This window comes from Acidobacteriota bacterium (genome assembly GCA_020349885.1).
In the GTDB taxonomy this organism is placed as follows: Bacteria; Acidobacteriota.
On record CP070701.1, the window covers coordinates 79506 to 97157 of the forward strand.

A 17652-nucleotide genomic window follows, 5' to 3' on the forward strand; every position below is an offset into this window, starting at 1 on the left:
TAATAAGGAGCGGAATCGAAGCCATGGGCAAGAAATCTTTCGTCGTTTTCACCCCCTGAACGTCGCCTATGACTAGAAAAGGAGAATCATGCCTCTAATCCACTGCGAAGAGTGCGGAACAGAGATATCGCAAAAAGCCCCGATATGTCCCCAGTGCGGCCACCCGCGCCGCTTCGAGCCGTTTCCGCTTCTCAAGATCCCGAGGAAGAAACGCAGGGGCTGCTGCGGCTGCCTGTTTTTCCTGCTGCTCGTTGCGTTGCTGGCGCTTGCGGCATGGCTCGCCCGGGACAGGCTGCCCGAGGGTGTGCGCGAAAAACTCGGCCTAGTGCGCCAGTACGCGGCGGGCGAGCCCCTGACGGTTTACGACAAGGAGGTGCAAATCCCCGGGGGCAACTACTTTCACATCCAGCTTCCCCTGGCCAAGGTTTCCGAAATCACCCTGGAGTTCGAGGTAACGTCCGGCCCCGCGATCAACGTCTACGGCATGGACGAGGAGGGATTGCGGGCGTGGGAAACCGACGGAGCCTCCGGTGAGGCGTTTCAGCCTCTTCCCGGCTGGTCGTTTCCCGCGGCGACTGAGGGCCGCCACGAGGGAGCGCTGGACGCGGGCACGTACTACTTTGTCGCGGACAATTCCGGCTTTCAGAAAGGTGAAGACGTTGGCGGCGGCGACAACACGGCGAGCGTCCGCATCAAGGTCTCGCAGAAGCTCTAGCGCCTCTTACAGCACGAACTTCAGGAGCACGAAGCCGCCGAGAAGCGCGAGCACGAAGAGGATGGAGAGGAGGTTGAAGTATTTTTCGAGGAAGGGCTTGATGGGCGGGCCGAAGAACCAGAGCGCCGCGGCGACGAGGAAGAACCGTCCGGCGCGCCCGAGGAGGGAGGCGATGACGAACACCGGGACGTTGATCGAGCAGGCGCCCGCGGCGATGGTGAACACCTTGTAGGGAATGGGCGTGAAGCCCGCGGTGAAGACGATCCACGCGTCGTGGCGCCGGTAGAGCTCCCGGACGTGCTCGAAGCCTTCCATGGCCCCGTAGAACTCGAGGAGGGCGCGGCCCACGCTCTCGAACAGGAATACGCCGATGGCGTAGCCCGCGAGGCCGCCGGCCACGGAGCCCGCGGTGCAGACTGCGGCGAACCAGAACGAGCGGCGCGGTCTTCCGATGCCGAGGGTGATGAGAAGGACGTCGGGCGGCACGGGGAAGAAGGACGATTCCGCGAACGAGAGCCCGAAAAGCGACCACGTGCCCGAGGGCCGCTCCGCGAGCGACTCCGTCCAGCGGTAGAGCCGCCGCAGCGGATTGCGGTCTCGATCCATGGCGCTATCCTACCATGGGGAAGGGTTCGGAAGGTGCGGCAGGTACGGAGGGTGCGTAAGCATGGGGTAAGCGCGGTTGCCTTTCCGCACCTTCTGCACTGTTATTACCATCAGCTCTTCGGCGACGACGAATATCCATAAACTTTATCGGCGGCTTATTCCGACATCCGGGACGTGGGGGCGGACGGGGGTTTCTCGCGCAGCGCCCGGCGGCGCGCCAGCGCGCGCGGCACGTAATCCTCGGCCCCTTCGAGCAGTCTCAGCAGATGCCACGGGTGGGTCAGCAGGAAAAGGCGGACGGCGATTTCCCCGGCGATCACGTACGGCAGGTCGCGCAGGAGCGCGCCCCAGGAGTCGTTCTTGATGAGCGTCAGGTAGCGGTTCTTTAGGATGTGGTGCTGAAACTCCTCGCTGCGCCCCAGGATGGCGAAGGGGAGGCGCCCCGAAGCGAAGGCCCCGCCGCGGGCGTGCCGGATCCGCACCGCGGGGTTGTAGCGTACCCGCCAGCCGCGCCGCCGGGCGCGCCAGCCCGTGTCCAGGTCCTCCCAGTAAGAGAAGAAATCCTCGTCGAAGAACTCCCCCCCCACGCTCACGTCCTCGACGGCCTCCCGCCGCCAGAACGCGGCCGCCCCGCAGACGGAAAAGACGTCCTCGGCGCGGTCGAACTGGCCGCGGTCGGGCTCGCCGTAGCCGCGCTCCCGGACCTTCCTCGTGCGGCTCAGGAATTGGCCGGCGCTGTCCAGGGTCTCGCCGTCTAGGCGCAGCAGCTTGGGCGCCACCGCGCCGATCGCTTCGTCTTCCGCGAACGTTCCTATAGCGCGCTCGAGGGCGTCGTCGTCGAGAACCGTGTCGGCGTTGAGAAACAGGAGGAACTCGCCCCGCGCCGCGGCCAGCCCCTGGTTGTTGGCCCGGGCGAACCCCTCGTTCCGCGCGTTTTCGACGAGGCGGACGTCCGGCCAGCTTTTTCGAAGAAGCGGCACCGTTCCGTCCCGCGAGCCGTTGTCCACGACGATGATTTCCACGTCGCGGCACGTCTGGCCGCGGAGGGACGCGAGACATGCCTCGAGGTACGGGCGCGTGTTCCACGATGCGATGACGACGGAGAGCATCCCGAAACAGTATAAAGCAATGAACGACTAAATGACCATATGACCGGATGACCGAATGACCAATTTGGTCATCTGGGAATTGGGTCATCTGGTCATTCTTCTTGCATTTTGCTCCTGCGTTGCGGCCAGGTTGCGGCTCGTGAGGAGGCTGTACTGCACGGCCGAAAGCGCGGTGGCCGAGAACGCGATCCACAAAAGGGTTGAGAGATGCGGCGATGGAACGCCGCGCCAATTGTAGAAGAGCGCGTCGGCGACGAGCAGTATCTGGAAAAGAGTCGTCGCCTTTCCCAAAAGGGAGGGGCGGAACAAGCCCCGCCGCTCGGTGGTAAAGAACGTGGCTAGGATAACCACCAGGATGATGACGTCGCGGGCGAGGAAGAAGATGGCGAAAGACACCGGGATGCGGTTCGGGAATTCGCTCAACGCGAGGCCCAGGATGGCAATGGCGAGGAGCATCTTGTCGGCCACTGGGTCGAGGTAGGCCCCCAGGGTGGTTTTCTGCCTCCACAGGCGGGCGATGAAGCCGTCCAATGCATCCGTAAACGCGGCCAGCATGAACACGAGCAGCGTCCATCCATACTGCCGGGAAAGGAGGAGAATCAAGAAAAGCGGCGTAAGCCCCATTCGCAGCAGCGTAAGCTGGTTGGGCAGGGTCAGAGGCATGGGCGTGCTTCTCGCATTAAGTCATGGCTCCCAGGTGTAGGAGGATGTTGAGGGGAAATTGACCAGGCGAACGATGTCGCCTTTTTTAAAATCGGTGCCCCTTTTTGCCGAGGTGATGGACACCTTGTCCTTCACCTCGGTGACAACGAGCGTTCCGACCTTGATGATTTCGACGTCCAGAAGTTCGCCCGTGTCGGGGTTGCGGATTTCGTTTCCGATCCTATGGACCTCGAACCGGTCGCCCACCTTGACGCCGCTTCCGGCGCCCAGGGTGATGTAGATTTTCCCTCCCGACGTGATGCCCGAGCCGGGGCCTTCGTTGACGAACACCTTGCTTTCGGAAACGAAAGCGATCTTCCCCTCCACGACGGGCTCGTCCTCCACGGGGGGCTCGGGAGCGCCGGCGGACGGCGTGATGCGGTCCGCGTTCTCCACGATGGTGCGGGCCAGGTTTTCCACGGCCTTCGCGAGAACCCTCGATGCGAGGCCGGAGTCGAAGCGCTTGCCGAAGTCGGCCCCGGCGAACTCCGCGGCAGCGAATTTTCGGCTTCCCGACCCTTCGTAGGTGTCGAGCGCTTCGGCCGTGGTCGTGTTGACGAAGCGCGCCGTCAGGGTGGCCGTACCAAGCAGCGTCGTGGCACCTGCGCCCGTGCCCCACTTACCTTTGCCCGCCTGCGGCGCCTCGCCGCCCCCTTCGGAGACGCCGAACTCCGCCACCGAGCCTGTCACGATGAATTGAACGCCCAGGATCTTTCCCAGCTCGACGACGGTCTCGGGAGCGACGGCGCCCCGGGACGAAAGCTGCTGTTCCTGGAGGACAAGGCGCAGCTTCTCGCGCTCGAGCACGGAAAACTCGCCGCTTTCGTGAAGCTCCGCGGCCAGACCGTCGGCGGCGGCGGTTTCAAGATGGCTCCACGGCCACCCGTAGCCCCAGGAGCCGCTGAGCGCCTGCGCGTCGAAGTCGAGCACGGCGATTCGAATTTTTTCTTCCGCAGCTCCGGGCAGGGCCGCCCAGCACAGCCAGAAGAGGGAAAGGAAGATTTTTAATGAAGCTTGTCCCATCGCACCGGCCTTTTTATCACGAAAAAGAGAGATGTTCTGCAGCAACGCTTTCTTTTTAACACAGGCGGCGCGGGGGAGTCAATAGACTGTACAGGTTCACAGCTTAACGCCTGTTTCCATGTCGGGATCGGGGAGGGGGTCGGCACCCGATATTAAATCGGGGAAATTCTTTCTTCGGAAATTTTCTGCACATGCGTTTCAACAAACCGCTTGACGGCGGCCAGGTATGCCTTCGTCGCGGCGTAGAAGGCGTCGTTGTGACCGGCGCCGGGAATCCAGAAAAGCTCCTTGGGCGGGGCGGCGGCCTCGAAGACCCGCTCGGCATGGTGGACGGGAATCACCTCGTCGTAAGCGGCGTGCATGAAGAGCTTGGGGACGTGGAGCCCGGAGACGCGGGAGAGCGAGTCGAAGCGCTTCTTGATGAAAAGCCGCACCGGAATAAACGGCAGGATATCCCGCCCGACGCGGTGCGTGTCCGTGAAGAGCCCTTCCGTAACGAGCGCCGCCGCCGGGTGGCGGTGCGCGACGTACACCGCGACGGCCCCTCCCAGGGAGCGCCCGTAGATGACGATGCGCTCCGGAGGGACGCCCCGCGCGCGCACGTGGGCATAGGCCGCGTCGCCGTCACGGTAGAGTCCCTCTTCCGAGGGCTCGCCTTCCGAGCGCCCGTAGCCCCGGTAGTCCACGACGAGCTGATTCCAGCCGAGGCCGTGGAACGCCACATGCTGGTCCATGCCGTAGGAGATGTTCTCGGCGTTTCCGTGGAATTCCAGGATGGTGGGAGGCGCGGCCCGCTCCTCGGAATCATCGGCATCAATTGCGGGGGCGGGGATCCACCAGCCGTGGGCGGCGAGGCCGTCCTCGGTTTCCATGAAAACGTCCTCGAAGGCCACGCCGCGGCCGGAAGGCGTTTCGATGAGGTGCCGCGGCGGATGGTACGTGATTTTTCCTTCAAACCACTGGAACATCAGGAAAAGAGCGAGCCAGACGACGGCGACATGCGCGAGGATTCTGAGAAACCATTTTGCCGTGCTGCGGCGGGCGCGTATGTTTGGCACGGTCAAAAAAAGTCGGCTGACTCGGAGCGGCGGGCCATGGCCAAGCGTGTCTCATGCAGCTGTCGCATGGCGCCGGTCTACGCGCCGGGGTCAAGCTGCGTGTTCTGGATATAGGCCATAATGCGGCGCTCGTCGTCGTCCCCCTCGACGACGAAACAGCAGCCGATCTCGTATTGCGGCGCCTCGTCGTCGTTGGCCGCCTCCTCAAGGCGGACGATTCGCGCCTTGAGGCGCAGGCCCCCTTCTTCCGGCGCCCGGGGCTTGCCTTCCGCTTCATCATCGGCGTCGGCGCGGCCGCCGCCGGATCGGGAGAGAAACTGAATCTCGACAAGGCTTCCCAGCGGAAACCGCCGCTCGGAGCGAAAGAGGACGCCGCCGCGGCTCACGTTGACGGTTCGCGCCGACGCGAGTCCGTCGGCGGGCTCGAGCTGGCGCACAATGACCGTGTCGCTCAGCGTGATGCGGATAAAATTGCGGCGCTCGGCGTGGTGCGCGCAGATTTGGTTCTTGCCCGCGCCCTTCGCCTGGTAGAGGGCGGCGTCCGCCCGCGCGATGAGCTCCTCGACGGCGACGGCGTCGTCGGGGTAGCAGGCGACGCCGCCGCTCAGGGTGAGCGAATAGCGGGCGCCTTCCTTCTCGCGCGCCTGGAAATGCTCCTCGATGGAGCGGCGGATGCGCTCGCCGACCACGTAGGCGCCGTAGCGGTCGGTCTCCGGGAGAAGCACGGCGAACTCCTCCCCGCCGTAGCGCGCCGCGATATCGATCGTGCGTATGCAGCGCTTCAAGATTTCCGAAACCTCGACGAGCACCATGTCGCCGTGCAGGTGCCCCAACGAGTCGTTCACTTCCTTGAAATTGTCGAGGTCGAGAAAAAGAAGGCTCCGCGTCTGGTGGAAGCGCCCGGCGCGCTGGATCTCCTTTTGAAGAGTTTCCCGGAAGTGGCGGTGGTGGTAGAGGCCCGTAAGGCTGTCCGTGACGGCGCTGCGCTCAATCTGCTCGTACATGGTGAGCTCGATGAGCTTGGGATTGGAGAGCTTCTTGTTGAGGTTGACGAAGTAGTCCATGAGCGCCACGCGCACGCCGACGTCGCGTCCCAGGTTTTTGCTCATCGTCTCGCAGTGGTGCATGATGGCGCGCCAATGTTCTTCGGCCTCGGCCTCCCCGAACCGCAAATGCGTCAACAAGAGCAGGAGCAGCGAATAGGCTTCGATGGATTGTTTCTCCTTGAGCGATTCGATTTCGCGCATGAGGCGACCGCCGTCGACGGCTCCGTCCTCGAGGAGCGGCAGAATCGTTTCCTTTACGCGGGCGAGGCCTTCGGTAAGTTCCATGATTGTCCTGTTTCTTCCTGAATGAGGGAGTCAAGGCGAGAGAGCGCTTCCGAGGCCGGGGCGCGCAGAGCGGCGTCGGACGCGCCCAGAAACGTTTTTTCGGGATTGATCTCGATGACGGCCCCGCCGCCGGGGCGGGCCGGACGAGGCGCCCTAACAGCCCCGGGAATGTGCGAAGCGGGGACCACGGCCGCCGAGGTGCCGATGACGAGGAGGCAGTCGCACGCCTCGCTCAGGCGCTGCGCCTCTTCGAGCGCCCGGGCTGGGATGGCCTCTTCGAAGAGCACGGCGGCGGGCTTCATGACGGCGCCGCAGGAGCAACGCGGCGCTTCGCGCGTCTCGCCCGCCGCTGGAGCTTCGGCCCCGGCGCCGCACGCAAGGCACTCGAGGCGGCGGTGCGAGCCGTGGAACTCCACCACGCGCCGCGACCCCACCCTCTGGTGAAGGCCGTCCACGTTCTGCGTGATCACGGCCTTCAAGAGGCCGCGCGCCTCCCAGGCGGCAAGAATCCGATGCGCCCGATTGGGCTCGGCGCGCTCGATGAGCCGCCCGAGCTCGAGAAAAAATTCCCAGCAGCGCTCCGGATTCCTTCGAAACGCCGAAAGCGTAGCGTACCGCTCGGGCGGGAATTTTTTCCAGAGGCCGCCCCCGCCGCGGAAGGTGTCGAGGCCGCTCTCGGAAGAAATGCCCGCCCCGGTGAGCGCTACTGCAAACCGCGCGCTTCGCAAAAGTGAGGCGGCCTGGTTCCAGTCGTCCATTGGGAAATTTTTCTTGAAACGAAACGCCCAAGCATAACAAAACTCGCTTGCACGAACAAGAACGCGGGGTAAGCCGAGCGGCAGCCGTCAGGCCAGGGGGCAGCCATAGGAAGGCCGCATTTTAACCGAGCACCGGCCCCCGGCTGCTCTACAGAGCGCCCGCCCGGTCGGGGCTGGGACTCTTCAATCCGGAGGTTTTGGTTTCGAGCTTGCCGGATGCTTTCTATTCATTATCAAATACCCATCCGGCACTCACAGTGGCCACGGAATAGTCGAGTTGACTTTCTTTGCCGCTATCGAAGTCCAAGTCGACGCCGTCTACGTGGAGATAACGAACGTCGGGGCGGAGATAAAAATTCTCCCACAGAAAAATCTTGGCTGCAGCGCCAAGATGTAGCGTCAGAGAACTCCCGAGATCTACTGGTTCTTTGTCGGGACCGGGGATGCCCAGCTCGAAGTCGACGCCCTCTATTTCCGACTCGGTGCTGCCTATGACGCCGATGCCGCCTAGCAAAAGGAAGTTAAATTTTCCGGACGGATTGAGACGGAAAACGGTACTCGCATCGAGGCCCATAACATTCACGTCATCGCTGCTTGAAATGCTGCTTGAACCCAGATCTATAGTGGCGGCGAAATCCGCGGTAGAGCCCCAAAGCTGGCCTTCCAGCCCCCAGTGTTTCGTGAAAAACCCACCTAAGCGAAGATTGGCGGCAAGGCCGCTTTCGATTTCTTCTTCTACGGGTATTCCTAGGAAGATGCCGTTGTCGCCGTCCCCGGTGAAATAACCACCACCGATTTCAAAGTACTTTTCGTCAAAAAAAGACGATGGATTCCTCAGCCGCGCTCCCGCCGTTAGGGTAACGCCCAGGTCCTCGAGTCTTTTATCAATCACCCAGTGCATCTGGGCGTCGAAAGGAAAGGTCCAATTTTCGCCTACCCGGAGCGACGCGCCAAACCCGGCATGGGGGCCGAAGTGGAAAACCTGAGCATCTTCCGGGTCGTCGCCGGGGGCCAAGACCGGGTCTATCTTGTACGCCCCCAGCCCTACGAGGACGTGGGGGTTGAACCGCTTGCGCTGGCCGCGAGCAACCAGGCTCATGGTTACGTACCATTTGATGTTGAAATCAATGTCCTTCCACAAGTCCTCCATTTCATTGATGGAGCCGTCACCATCGTTGTCAAACGCATCGGTACAATCGGACTCACCGCAGATAATCTCCTCCACGAAGTCGGTTTCGATGGTTCCCAGTGTGAAGCGGAACGCCAATTTCGAGCCGGTGTGGACCTCCCAGTTGAAGTTCGTCACCCATCCGTCATCGACGTTGGCGTCGCTCGCCGCAAAGTAACCGCTGCTCACACCCACGTCGTGCTGAAGATCCACTCCGCGCGCTTGAAGCGCCAGAAAGATGGCAAGCGCCATGAAAACGGCCGTGTTGCGTCTCATAAACCGATTCTCCGAAGCAAGGGCCGCCGGGGGCGCCTTCCTTTGGAAGCATCCAGTCTACTCAAACGCAACGGACAAAGCAACCCCGCCGCCTTGAGGCCCTGCTGGCGCCCGGCGGCCTCGCCCCCCTTTACACCATATCCAGGAACAGAAGCTCGGGGTTTTCGAGATACCTCTTCACCTCGCCGATGAAGCGCGCCCCGACGGCGCCGTCCACGACGCGGTGGTCGAGCGAGATGCTCAGGTACATCATCGAGCGTATGGTCACGACGCCGCCGCGCACGACGGGACGCTCCTCGATGGTGTTCACGCCCAGGATGGCCACCTCGGGATGGTTGATGATGGGGGTGCCGAACACGCCGCCCAGGTTTCCGACGCTTGAGATCGTGAACGTCCCTCCCTGCACGTCGTCGAGGGCGAGTTTCCTGGCGCGCGCCTTTTCGGAAAGCTCGACGATTTCACCTGCTACCTGAAGAACGCTTTTCGCCTCCACGTTCTTTACGACGGTCACCACGAGGCCGTCGTCCGTGTCCACGGCTATGCCAAGGTTGTAGTAGTGTTTGAGGACGATTTCCTGGGCCTCCGAGTCGAGGGTGGAATTGAGGAGCGGGTATTTTCGGAACGCCGGCACGAGCGCCTTGGCAATGAACGCGAGATACGTGAGCTTGACGCCGCGCTCCCGGGCCAGCGGCTTGGCCTTCTCGCGCAGGGCGACGAGCTCCGTCATGTCCACCTCGTCCACGAACGTGAAGTGGGGAATGGCGGACTTCGAGAGGGACATCTTTTCGGCGATCTTTCGCCGCAGGCCGCGGAAAGGGATGCGCTCCTCGGCCGCCGGGGGCGGGGCGGCGGGAGTCGCCTGGCGGAGGGTCGACGCGACCCGCGCTTCCCCCTGCGCGAAGCGCTGGACGTCCTCCTTCGTGACGCGCCCCTGGGAGCCCGTGGGGGGCACCTGGGAGATATCGACGCCGAGCTCGCGGGCCAGCTTCCGAGTGGCGGGCGTCGCGAGAGCCTGGCGGTCTTTCTCGTCGGCGCGCGCCACCGGCGCCGAAGGGGGCGCCGCCCGGTCGGCGAGGGCCGTCGGGGGAGGGGCGGGCGGCGGCTCCGCCCGCTGCGGTTCGGGCTCCTGCGCCACGGCGGCGGGCGGCTTTGGAGGAATTTCCGCGCTGCCGTCCTCCGCGTCGATCACCACCATGACGGCGCCGACCTTGATCACCGCGCCTTCCTTGCCGAAGCGCTTGAGCACCTTGCCGGACTTGGGCGAGGGAATGACGATGGTCGCCTTGTCCGTCATGATTTCCACGATGGGCTGGTCTTCCTCTAAGACGTCGCCCTCCTTGACGTGCCAGGCGATGATCTCGCCCTCGACTATGCCTTCGCCGATGTCCGGAAGCCGGAATTCAAATGGCATTGCTGGTGTCTCCGTTTAATATTCCAATGTCTTGCGTACGCCGAGCAGGATTCGCCCGGCGTCGGGCATGTAGGTGTACTCGTGGACGTAGGGAAACGGGGTGTCGAATCCCGTGACGCGCTGCACGGGGGCCTCGAGGCAGAGCAGGAGGCGCTCGTGGATGAGCGCCGAGAGCTCCGCGCCGTAGCCGCAGGTGCGCGGCGCCTCGTGCGCCACGACGGCGCGTCCCGTTTTCCTGACCGAGGCTTCCACGGTCTCGATGTCGAGGGGCATCAGCGTCTGCAAATCCACGACCTCCAGATCCAGGTCTTCTTCTTGGGCTTTTTCCGCCGCCTCGAGCGCCGTCTGAAGCATCGCCCCGTAGGCGAAGACGCTCACGTCTTTGCCTTCCTTCGCGACGCGGGCCTTGCCGAGGGGAATCGTGTAGTCGTCCTCCGGCACCTCGGCCCGAACGGCGCGGTAGATTCGCTTGGGCTCGAGGAACAAGACGGGGTCATCGTCGCGGATGGACGCAAGCAGAAGCCCCTTGGCCTCGTAGGGGCTGGAGGGAATGACCACTTTGAGACCGGCCGTGTGGACGAAATGGGCCTCGGGGCTCTGCGAGTGGCAGTGCCCGCCTTTGATGCCTCCACCGCAGGGCGAGCGAATGACGAGCGGGCAGGCGAATTGTCCGCCAGAGCGGTGGCGGTACATCGCGAGCTCGTTGACAATCTGGTCGAAGGCCGGATAGATGAAGTCGGCAAACTGAATCTCCGGCACGGGCCGCATTCCATAGAGCGCCATGCCGATGGCCGTACCCATTATGCCGTCTTCGGAAAGCGGCGTGTCTATGGCGCGGTCGGGGCCGAATTTTTCGTAGAGGCCCGCCGTGGTGCGGAAGACGCCGCCCGCTTTCCCGACGTCTTCCCCGAGGACGACGACGCGCTTGTCGCGCTCCATCTCGAGATGGAGCGCGTGGTTGATGGCCTGGATGAGGGTCATGACGGGCATGGTGGGCGATCTCCGAACGTTGGGGCCGGGGGCTATCCGTGTCCTTCCGCCGCGGCTTTCTTGTCGGTGCTTTCGAGGTAACGCTGCAGCTCTTCCATCTGCTCTCGAAGGTGCCACGGCATCTCGGCGTAAACCTCCTCGAACATGGTTTCGATAGGGGGCGGCGGCAGTTTTTCCACTTCCTTGAACGTGGAAACAATCTCCCGGTCCGTGGCCGCGTGGAGTTCCTGGTCTTCTTCCCTGCTCCACCAGCCTTTGCGCTCGAGGTACTTGCGCAGGCGCGGAAGACCGTCGTACCGGGCCCACTTCTTGACCTCCTGGTCCGAGCGATAGGTGCGCGGGTCGTCCGAGCTCGTGTGCGGGCCGTAGCGGTACATATGGGCCTCGAGGAGAGTGGGGCCTTTTCCGGCGCGGGCCCGCTTTGCGGCCTGCTTCGTGGCATGGTAGACGGCGAGGAAATCGTTTCCGTCCACGCGGATGCCCTCGATTCCATAGGCCAGGGCCTTGACGGCGATGGTTTCCGAGGCCGTCTGCTTTTCCAGCGGAACCGAGATCGCGTACTGGTTGTTTCGGCAGAAGAAGATGACGGGGGCTTTGAAAACGCCCGCGAAGTTAGCGGCCGCGTGAAACGACCCTTCCGACGATGCCCCCTCTCCGAAGAAGACGATCGCCACGCGCTCCTTCTGGTCGATGTGCTTCAAGGCCCACGCGAGGCCCGTGGCCTGCGGGATCTGAGTTCCCACGGGGCTCGAGACGGAAAGGTAGTTCCCGGGAGCGTAGGCGATGTGGCATGGCATCTGGCGGCCCTTGATGAGGTCTTCGGAATTACCCATAAGCTGCGCCATGAATTGCCGCAACGTCAGGCCGCGCATGAACGCGGCGCCCATCTCGCGGTAGCTCGGGATGATGAAATCGTCGTCGCGGAGCGCGGCCGCCGCGGCGACGTGCGCCGTCTCTTCTCCCTCGCCGCCGACGTAAAACCCGATGCGCCCCTGGCGCTGGGCCATGTACATGCGGTCGTCGAGGATGCGCACGAGCACTATCATCTTGTAGTGACGCAGAAGCTCGTCCTTGGAGAACTTCGGCTCGAGCGCCTTGTTCGCCAGGGTTCCGTCCGGCTTGAGAATCTGAAATGTGTCCCGCAGGGGATCAGGTTTCGGCATGGGACGTCCTTTCGGGTTCGGCGGTCGGGAGAAGGGGTTCGCCCGCGCGGTAGGAGCTGCGCACGAGCGGGCCGGCCGCGGCGTAGAGAAACCCTTCCGCTAGGGCCGCGCGCCGCAAGGCTTCGAATTGCCCGGGCGCGACGTATTCGGCGACCGGCAGATGGCGCCGGGTCGGCCTCAGGTACTGCCCAAGCGTGAGAATGTCAACGCCGACGGCGCGCAGGTCGCGCATCGCCTGCAGCACCTCCTCACGCGTCTCGCCCAGGCCGAGCATCAGGGAGGATTTCGTGAGGGAGGCGGGCTCAGCCGAAGAGGAATTTTTGAGGTGTTCGAGCACGGCGAGCGACCGGCGGTAGGATGCGCGGCGGTCGCGCACCCGGGGCGTCAGCCGCTCGACGGTTTCGAGATTGTGGCCCGCCACGTCGGGCGCGGCGTTGAGAACGAGGTCGAGGGAGCGGCGGTCGCCCTGGAAATCTGGAATGAGGACTTCGACGAGGGTTTTCGGGTTGCGCGCCCGTACCGCGCGTATGGTCTCGGCGAAATGGGCGCCGCCGCCGTCGGGCAGGTCGTCGCGGTTGACGGAGGTGATGACCGCGTAGCGCAGCTCCATTTCGGCGACGGCCTCGGCAACGCGGTCCGGCTCCTTCGGGTCGAGCACTGCGGTGCGGCCGCTCGTGACGGCGCAGAAGCGGCATCCCCGCGTGCAGGTGTCGCCCATCAGCATGAACGTCGCCGTGCCGCCGCCCCAGCATTCCGAAGCGTTCGGGCAGTGCGCTTCCTCGCACACTGTGGCCAGGCGCAGGCCGCGCAAGCGCCGCTTGAGCTCGAAATAACGCTCCCCGGACGGCGGGCGCACCTTCAGCCACGCGGGCTTGGAAGAAACAGGAGTGCTTGGAGATTCCGTGAAGCGCATCGTATAAGGTTCTCTGGGCCGGTGATTGCAGCCCAGAATTATTATGGTTTAACTTATCCAAAGGGAAGGTTGCAATTCAAGGAAACGATGGCTTTCCCCGGTGCTCTTTGCCGGATAAATTGCGCGTAAGTGTTGTGGATAAAGAGGAAAACATATTTTTTCGAAATGGGGTTGACAAACGGATTTGAGTGTGTTAATGTATTAACATGGTAAAACGAAGCAGGGAAGCCCCGGATGCTGCAAAGGAGCGGGAGCGGCTCTACCGCGCCGTTCTTTCGCTTCGCACGGTGGAAGAGTGCGAGCAGTTCTTCCGCGACCTCTGCACGCTTTACGAGATTGACGCCTTGACCGAGCGGTGGCACGTGGCGCGCGAGCTGCACCGCGGCCGCAGCTACCGCGCCGTAAGCCGGACGACGGGCGCCAGCACGACCACCGTCACAAGGGTCGCGCACTGGCTACGAAACGGCACCGGCGGCTACCGCGTCGTTTTGGACCGCCTTATGGGAAAGCCGTCGCTATGAAGTTTTTGAGAGAACTGCGGAAGCAATTTGAAATTTTTTCGGAGGCCTTGAACATTTTATGAAGCGAAACAAGAACAACCTGACCATCGCGCTCCAGAAAGACGGCCGCCTCACCGAGCCCAGCCTGAACCTCCTGCGGGGCATGGGGCTGGAGTTCGAGGTGGACGCGCGGCGGCTTCTCGCCCCGTGCCGCAATTTCGACCTCGACATTCTCTTCCTGCGCTCGGGCGATATTCCTGAGCACATCGCCGCGGGCGCCGTGGACCTGGGCGTCGTGGGCGAAAACGTCCTCTTCGAGCACGGGGCGCGCCTTCGCGTCTTGGAGCGCCTGGGGTTCGGCCAATGCCAGCTCATGATCGCCGTGCCCAAGGCGAGCGGCCTTCGCAGGCTCCGGGACCTTCGCGGGCTTCGAGTCGCGACGACGTATCCGCGCTCCCTGAAGAAATTCCTCGCGCGTAAGAAGGTCGCGGCGAGCATCGTGGAGATTTCCGGCTCCGTGGAGGCCGCGCCGGCGCTCGGCATCGCCGACGCCGTCTGCGACTTGGTCGCGACGGGAAGCACGCTTCGCATCAACGAGCTCGTGCCGCTCGAGACGGTGTTTTCTTCGGAGGCGGTGCTGGCCGCGAACGGCGTCGCCCCGCGCGGGCGCAAGGGCGCCCAGATCGAGCGCCTGCGCATGCGCGCGCGGAGCGTCCGCACGGCCCGCCGCGCCAAGTACATCATGCTCAACGCCCCCGAGTCGGCGCTCCCCCGCATCAAGCGCGTCATTCCGAGCCTCAAGAGCCCGACGGTCATCCCACTCGCCGAGCCAGGCATGATCGCCGTCCACTCCGTGGTCGACGAAGAGGTGCTCTGGGACGTGATCGAAAAAATCAAGCGCCTCGGAGGCTCCGAGATTCTCGTGATGTCCATCGAGAAGGAGATTCCATGAATTTTTCCTGGAAGCGTTTTAAGGAACTGAGCGGGCCGGAGCGCCGGGAGCTTCTCGACCGCACGCCTTCGGATGAAGAGGCCGAGGCGGCCGTCCGCCCCATCCTCGACGCGGTGGCGCGCGAGGGGGACGGTGCGGTGCGTGCGTGGAGCGAAAAGCTCGACGGGGTGCGCCTCGAATCGCTCCGGGTGCCTGAAGAGGAGATTTCCCGCGCTGCGGACGCCATGCCGAAGGCGTTTTTCGACGCGCTCGAAACCGCGCGCCGCAATATAGAAACTTTTCACACCGCGGTAAAGCCCCCCTCCGAGGTGGCGGCCGCGCCGCGGGACGGGGTGGAGCTGCGCCGCTTGTGGCGGCCCTTCGAGCGCGTGGGCTTCTACGTCCCCGGAGGCGGCGCGTCGTATCCCTCGACCGTGCTGATGCTCGCGGTGCCGGCGCGCGTCGCCGGGTGCCGCGACGTGGCGCTCGCCTCGCCGCCGGACAGGGAGGGGCGCGTCGCGCGGGCGACGCTTGCGGCCGCCCGCTTCGCGGGTGTTGAAGAAATGTACCGCATCGGCGGGGCGATGGCCGTCGGCGCTTTCGCCTACGGAACGCCGAGCGTGCCCGCCGTAGAGAAGGTATTCGGCCCCGGCAGCCGGTACGTGGACGCCGCCAAGCGCTTGGTGGCCGACCGCACGGCCGTGGACCTGCCTGCCGGCCCGTCGGAGGTTCTCGTGCTCGCCGACGAGTCGGCCGAGCCCCGCTTCTGCGCCGCCGACCTCCTCTCGCAGGCCGAGCACGGCCCCGACTCGGTCGCCGTCCTCGTGACCACGAGCGAGCGCGTCGCGCGCGAGACCGCCTCCGAGGTCGCACGGCAGCTTGAGAGGAGTCCCAGGCGGGAAATTCTGGAAGCCGCGCTGCGGCGCATGAGACTGCTCGTCGTCGACTCGGTCGACGAGGCCGTCGCTCTCGCAAACGATTTCGCCCCCGAGCACCTGGTCCTCACGGTCGAGGCCGGGGACGAGGTCCTCGGCAAGGTGCGGTGCGCGGGCTCGGTGCTCCTGGGCCCCTACTCGCCCGTCGCGGCGGGGGACTACGCCGCCGGAATCAACCACGTGCTTCCGACGGGCGGGGCCGCGCGCACCCGGAGCGCGCTCTCCGTCCTGGACTTCGGACGCATGATGCAGGTTACTCGCATCTCGCGGAGCGGCCTCGAGTCCCTGCGCGGCGCCATTGTGGCCCTGGCCGAGACCGAGACGCTCGCCGCCCACGCCGAAGCCGTAAAGGAGCGCTTCCGATGAAAGCCGATCCCTCGACAAGGCTCGGGACAAGCTCGCTCGTGCGGACGCACCTCCGCGATGCAGAGGCTTACTCGAGCGCGCGGCACCTCGCGCAGGAAGGAATTTTCTTCGACGCGAACGAGAACGCCTACGGCTCCGTGCTGGCGGAAGCGGACGCCGGGGCTTTGCGGCTCGGCGAGAAGCTGAATCGCTATCCCGACCCGCTCCAGCGCGAGCTGCGCTCCGCCCTGGCCGCCTACGCAGGCGTCGGAGTAGAGCAGGTGTTCGCGGGCTCGGGCTCGGACGAGGCCATCGACTGCCTTCTCAAGGCGTTCGTTGAGCCGGGGGAGTCCGTGGTCGTCTGCACGCCGACCTACGGCATGTACCCCGTCGCGGCGACGCTCCACGGGGCCGAGGTGCGCGAGGCGCCGCTCGACGGGGCGTTCGACCTGGACGTGGACGCCGTGCTGGGCCGAGGGCGGGACGCCAAGCTCGCGTTCTGCTGCTCGCCCAACAACCCCACGGGAAACCTCCTATCGCGCGACCGCGTCTTCGCGCTGTGCGAGGGATTCCGGGGGCTCGTCGTTCTGGACGAGGCCTACGTTGAGTTCTCGCAATGCGTTTCTTTAGTCTCGGAGCTTGAACTGTGCTCCAACCTCGTGGTTCTGCGCACGATGTCCAAGGCGTGGGGCCTCGCGGCCGCACGCGTCGGCTACGCCTTGGCGGCGGACGACGTCGTGTCCTATTTGCTGAAGGTCAAGATGCCTTACAACATGAACAAGCTCTCGGAAGGGACGGCCTTGGCCGCCCTCGCGCGCACGGAGCGGCTCGCCGAGCTCAAGAAGAAAATCCTGGCCGAGCGCGGCCGCCTGGCGGAGCGCCTCGAAAAACTCGGCGCGCGCGTGTATCCCTCGGAGGCGAATTTTCTCCTCGTGCGCTTTCCCGGTGCGGCCGAGGCGGCGAAGGCGCTCGCCGGGCGCGGCCTCATCGTGCGCACGTGGAGCCGGGAGCCGAGACTCGAAGACTGCATGCGCATCACCGTGGGGCGTCCCGAGGAGAACGACAAACTCCTCGAAGCGCTGGCGCCCCTTATGCAAAAGGAGGCCTGAGCCCATGCCTAGAAAACGCCCACGCACCGCGACCGTCAGCCGCAAGACCAAGGAGACGGACATCTCGGTTCGCGTCAATCTCGACGGCACGGGCCGGGCCGAGGTCTCGACCGGCCTGCGTTTCCTCGACCACATGCTCGAGTCGTTTGCGAAACACTCGCTCGTCAACCTGCGCCTCCGCGCCAAGGGCGACCTGGGCGTCGACGAGCACCACACCGTCGAGGACGCGGCGCTAGCGCTGGGCGCGGCGCTCCGGAAGGCGCTCGGAAAAAAGGCGGGCATCGGACGCTTCGGGTTCTTCGTCCCCATGGACGATGCGCTCGCGCGCGCCGTGGTGGACCTGGGCGGGCGGCCCTACCTGGTTTTCCGCGTCACGTTCAAGCGCGAGCGCGTGGGGGATCTTCCCACGGAGCTCGTCGAGGATTTCTTCCACGCCCTCGCGACGAGCCTCGCGATGAACTTGCACCTCGAGGTCAAGTATGGGCGCAACGAGCACCACAAGATCGAGGCCCTCTTTAAGGCGACGGCGCGGGCGCTTCGCATGGCCATGGCGCGCGAGCCGAGGGCCGGGGGCGTTCTGCCCTCCACGAAGGGGAAGCTGTGAGCGCC

At 64.4% G+C, this 17652-nt stretch carries 18 protein-coding genes; 6 read left to right on the plus strand and 12 right to left on the minus strand.

What is annotated here, in order from left to right; genetic code table 11:
* The first annotated feature begins 88 nt into the window (after nt 1–88).
* On the plus strand, nt 89–715 hold the full coding sequence (locus tag JSV08_00390) for a zinc ribbon domain-containing protein (protein UCF80919.1): 627 nt from the start codon (nt 89–91) through the stop codon (nt 713–715).
* Between the two features lie 6 nt (nt 716–721).
* Here the strand turns inward: JSV08_00390 and JSV08_00395 are convergent, their stop codons facing one another.
* From JSV08_00395 to lipA, 12 genes are all read right to left on the minus strand, one after another.
* Nucleotides 722–1321, minus strand: a complete 600-nt coding sequence (locus tag JSV08_00395; protein ID UCF80920.1) for a DedA family protein — start codon at nt 1319–1321, stop codon at nt 722–724.
* Nucleotides 1322–1476: 155 nt separating this feature from the next.
* Nucleotides 1477–2430 carry a glycosyltransferase family 2 protein gene (locus tag JSV08_00400; protein UCF80921.1) on the minus strand — a complete coding sequence of 318 codons (954 nt, stop codon included), beginning with the start codon at nt 2428–2430 and terminating at the stop codon, nt 1477–1479.
* Between the two features lie 84 nt (nt 2431–2514).
* A complete protein-coding gene (locus JSV08_00405) occupies nt 2515–3093 on the minus strand; it encodes a CDP-alcohol phosphatidyltransferase family protein (GenBank protein ID UCF80922.1) in 579 nt (192 codons plus the stop codon).
* Between the two features lie 21 nt (nt 3094–3114).
* The gene (locus JSV08_00410) at nt 3115–4155 is read right to left on the minus strand and encodes a hypothetical protein (protein ID UCF80923.1); all 1041 of its coding nucleotides are present in this window, start codon (nt 4153–4155) and stop codon (nt 3115–3117) included.
* 152 nt (nt 4156–4307) lie between these two features.
* Nucleotides 4308–5213, minus strand: coding sequence for an alpha/beta hydrolase (locus tag JSV08_00415; GenBank protein UCF80924.1), 906 nt, complete (start codon nt 5211–5213; stop codon nt 4308–4310).
* 77 nt (nt 5214–5290) lie between these two features.
* A complete protein-coding gene (locus JSV08_00420; GenBank protein ID UCF80925.1) occupies nt 5291–6544 on the minus strand; it encodes a diguanylate cyclase in 1254 nt (417 codons plus the stop codon).
* Complete coding sequence (locus JSV08_00425) at nt 6514–7302, minus strand: NAD-dependent protein deacylase (GenBank protein ID UCF80926.1); 789 nt, start codon at nt 7300–7302, stop codon at nt 6514–6516. Before JSV08_00425 ends, JSV08_00420 begins: the two co-directional genes overlap by 31 nt.
* 223 nt (nt 7303–7525) lie before the next feature.
* A complete protein-coding gene (locus tag JSV08_00430) occupies nt 7526–8746 on the minus strand; it encodes an outer membrane beta-barrel protein (GenBank protein ID UCF80927.1) in 1221 nt (406 codons plus the stop codon).
* A 130-nt stretch (nt 8747–8876) separates the two neighbouring features.
* Nucleotides 8877–10157, minus strand: a complete 1281-nt coding sequence (locus JSV08_00435; protein UCF80928.1) for a 2-oxo acid dehydrogenase subunit E2 — start codon at nt 10155–10157, stop codon at nt 8877–8879.
* Between the two features lie 15 nt (nt 10158–10172).
* Nucleotides 10173–11147, minus strand: coding sequence for an alpha-ketoacid dehydrogenase subunit beta (locus JSV08_00440; GenBank protein UCF80929.1), 975 nt, complete (start codon nt 11145–11147; stop codon nt 10173–10175).
* 32 nt (nt 11148–11179) lie between these two features.
* Nucleotides 11180–12310 carry a pyruvate dehydrogenase (acetyl-transferring) E1 component subunit alpha gene (gene pdhA, locus JSV08_00445; protein UCF80930.1) on the minus strand — a complete coding sequence of 377 codons (1131 nt, stop codon included), beginning with the start codon at nt 12308–12310 and terminating at the stop codon, nt 11180–11182.
* Nucleotides 12297–13223 carry a lipoyl synthase gene (gene lipA / locus JSV08_00450; GenBank protein UCF80931.1) on the minus strand — a complete coding sequence of 309 codons (927 nt, stop codon included), beginning with the start codon at nt 13221–13223 and terminating at the stop codon, nt 12297–12299. Before lipA ends, pdhA begins: the two co-directional genes overlap by 14 nt.
* A gap of 206 nt (nt 13224–13429) precedes the next feature.
* Here lipA and JSV08_00455 point away from each other — a divergent pair, with 206 nt between their 5' ends.
* From JSV08_00455 to hisB, 5 genes are read left to right on the plus strand one after another with little or no spacing between them, the layout of a single operon-like run.
* Nucleotides 13430–13744, plus strand: coding sequence for a hypothetical protein (locus JSV08_00455; GenBank protein ID UCF80932.1), 315 nt, complete (start codon nt 13430–13432; stop codon nt 13742–13744).
* Between the two features lie 58 nt (nt 13745–13802).
* The gene (locus JSV08_00460; protein UCF80933.1) at nt 13803–14675 is read left to right on the plus strand and encodes an ATP phosphoribosyltransferase; all 873 of its coding nucleotides are present in this window, start codon (nt 13803–13805) and stop codon (nt 14673–14675) included.
* Entirely contained in the window at nt 14672–15955 is a 1284-nt protein-coding gene (hisD, locus tag JSV08_00465; GenBank protein ID UCF80934.1) for a histidinol dehydrogenase, read from the plus strand. The genes JSV08_00460 and hisD overlap by 4 nt, the downstream gene beginning before the upstream one ends.
* Nucleotides 15952–17043, plus strand: coding sequence for a histidinol-phosphate transaminase (hisC, locus tag JSV08_00470; protein ID UCF80935.1), 1092 nt, complete (start codon nt 15952–15954; stop codon nt 17041–17043). The genes hisD and hisC overlap by 4 nt, the downstream gene beginning before the upstream one ends.
* Nucleotides 17044–17047: 4 nt before the next feature.
* Nucleotides 17048–17647 carry an imidazoleglycerol-phosphate dehydratase HisB gene (gene hisB / locus JSV08_00475; protein ID UCF80936.1) on the plus strand — a complete coding sequence of 200 codons (600 nt, stop codon included), beginning with the start codon at nt 17048–17050 and terminating at the stop codon, nt 17645–17647.
* The last annotated feature ends 5 nt before the right edge of the window (nt 17648–17652 follow it).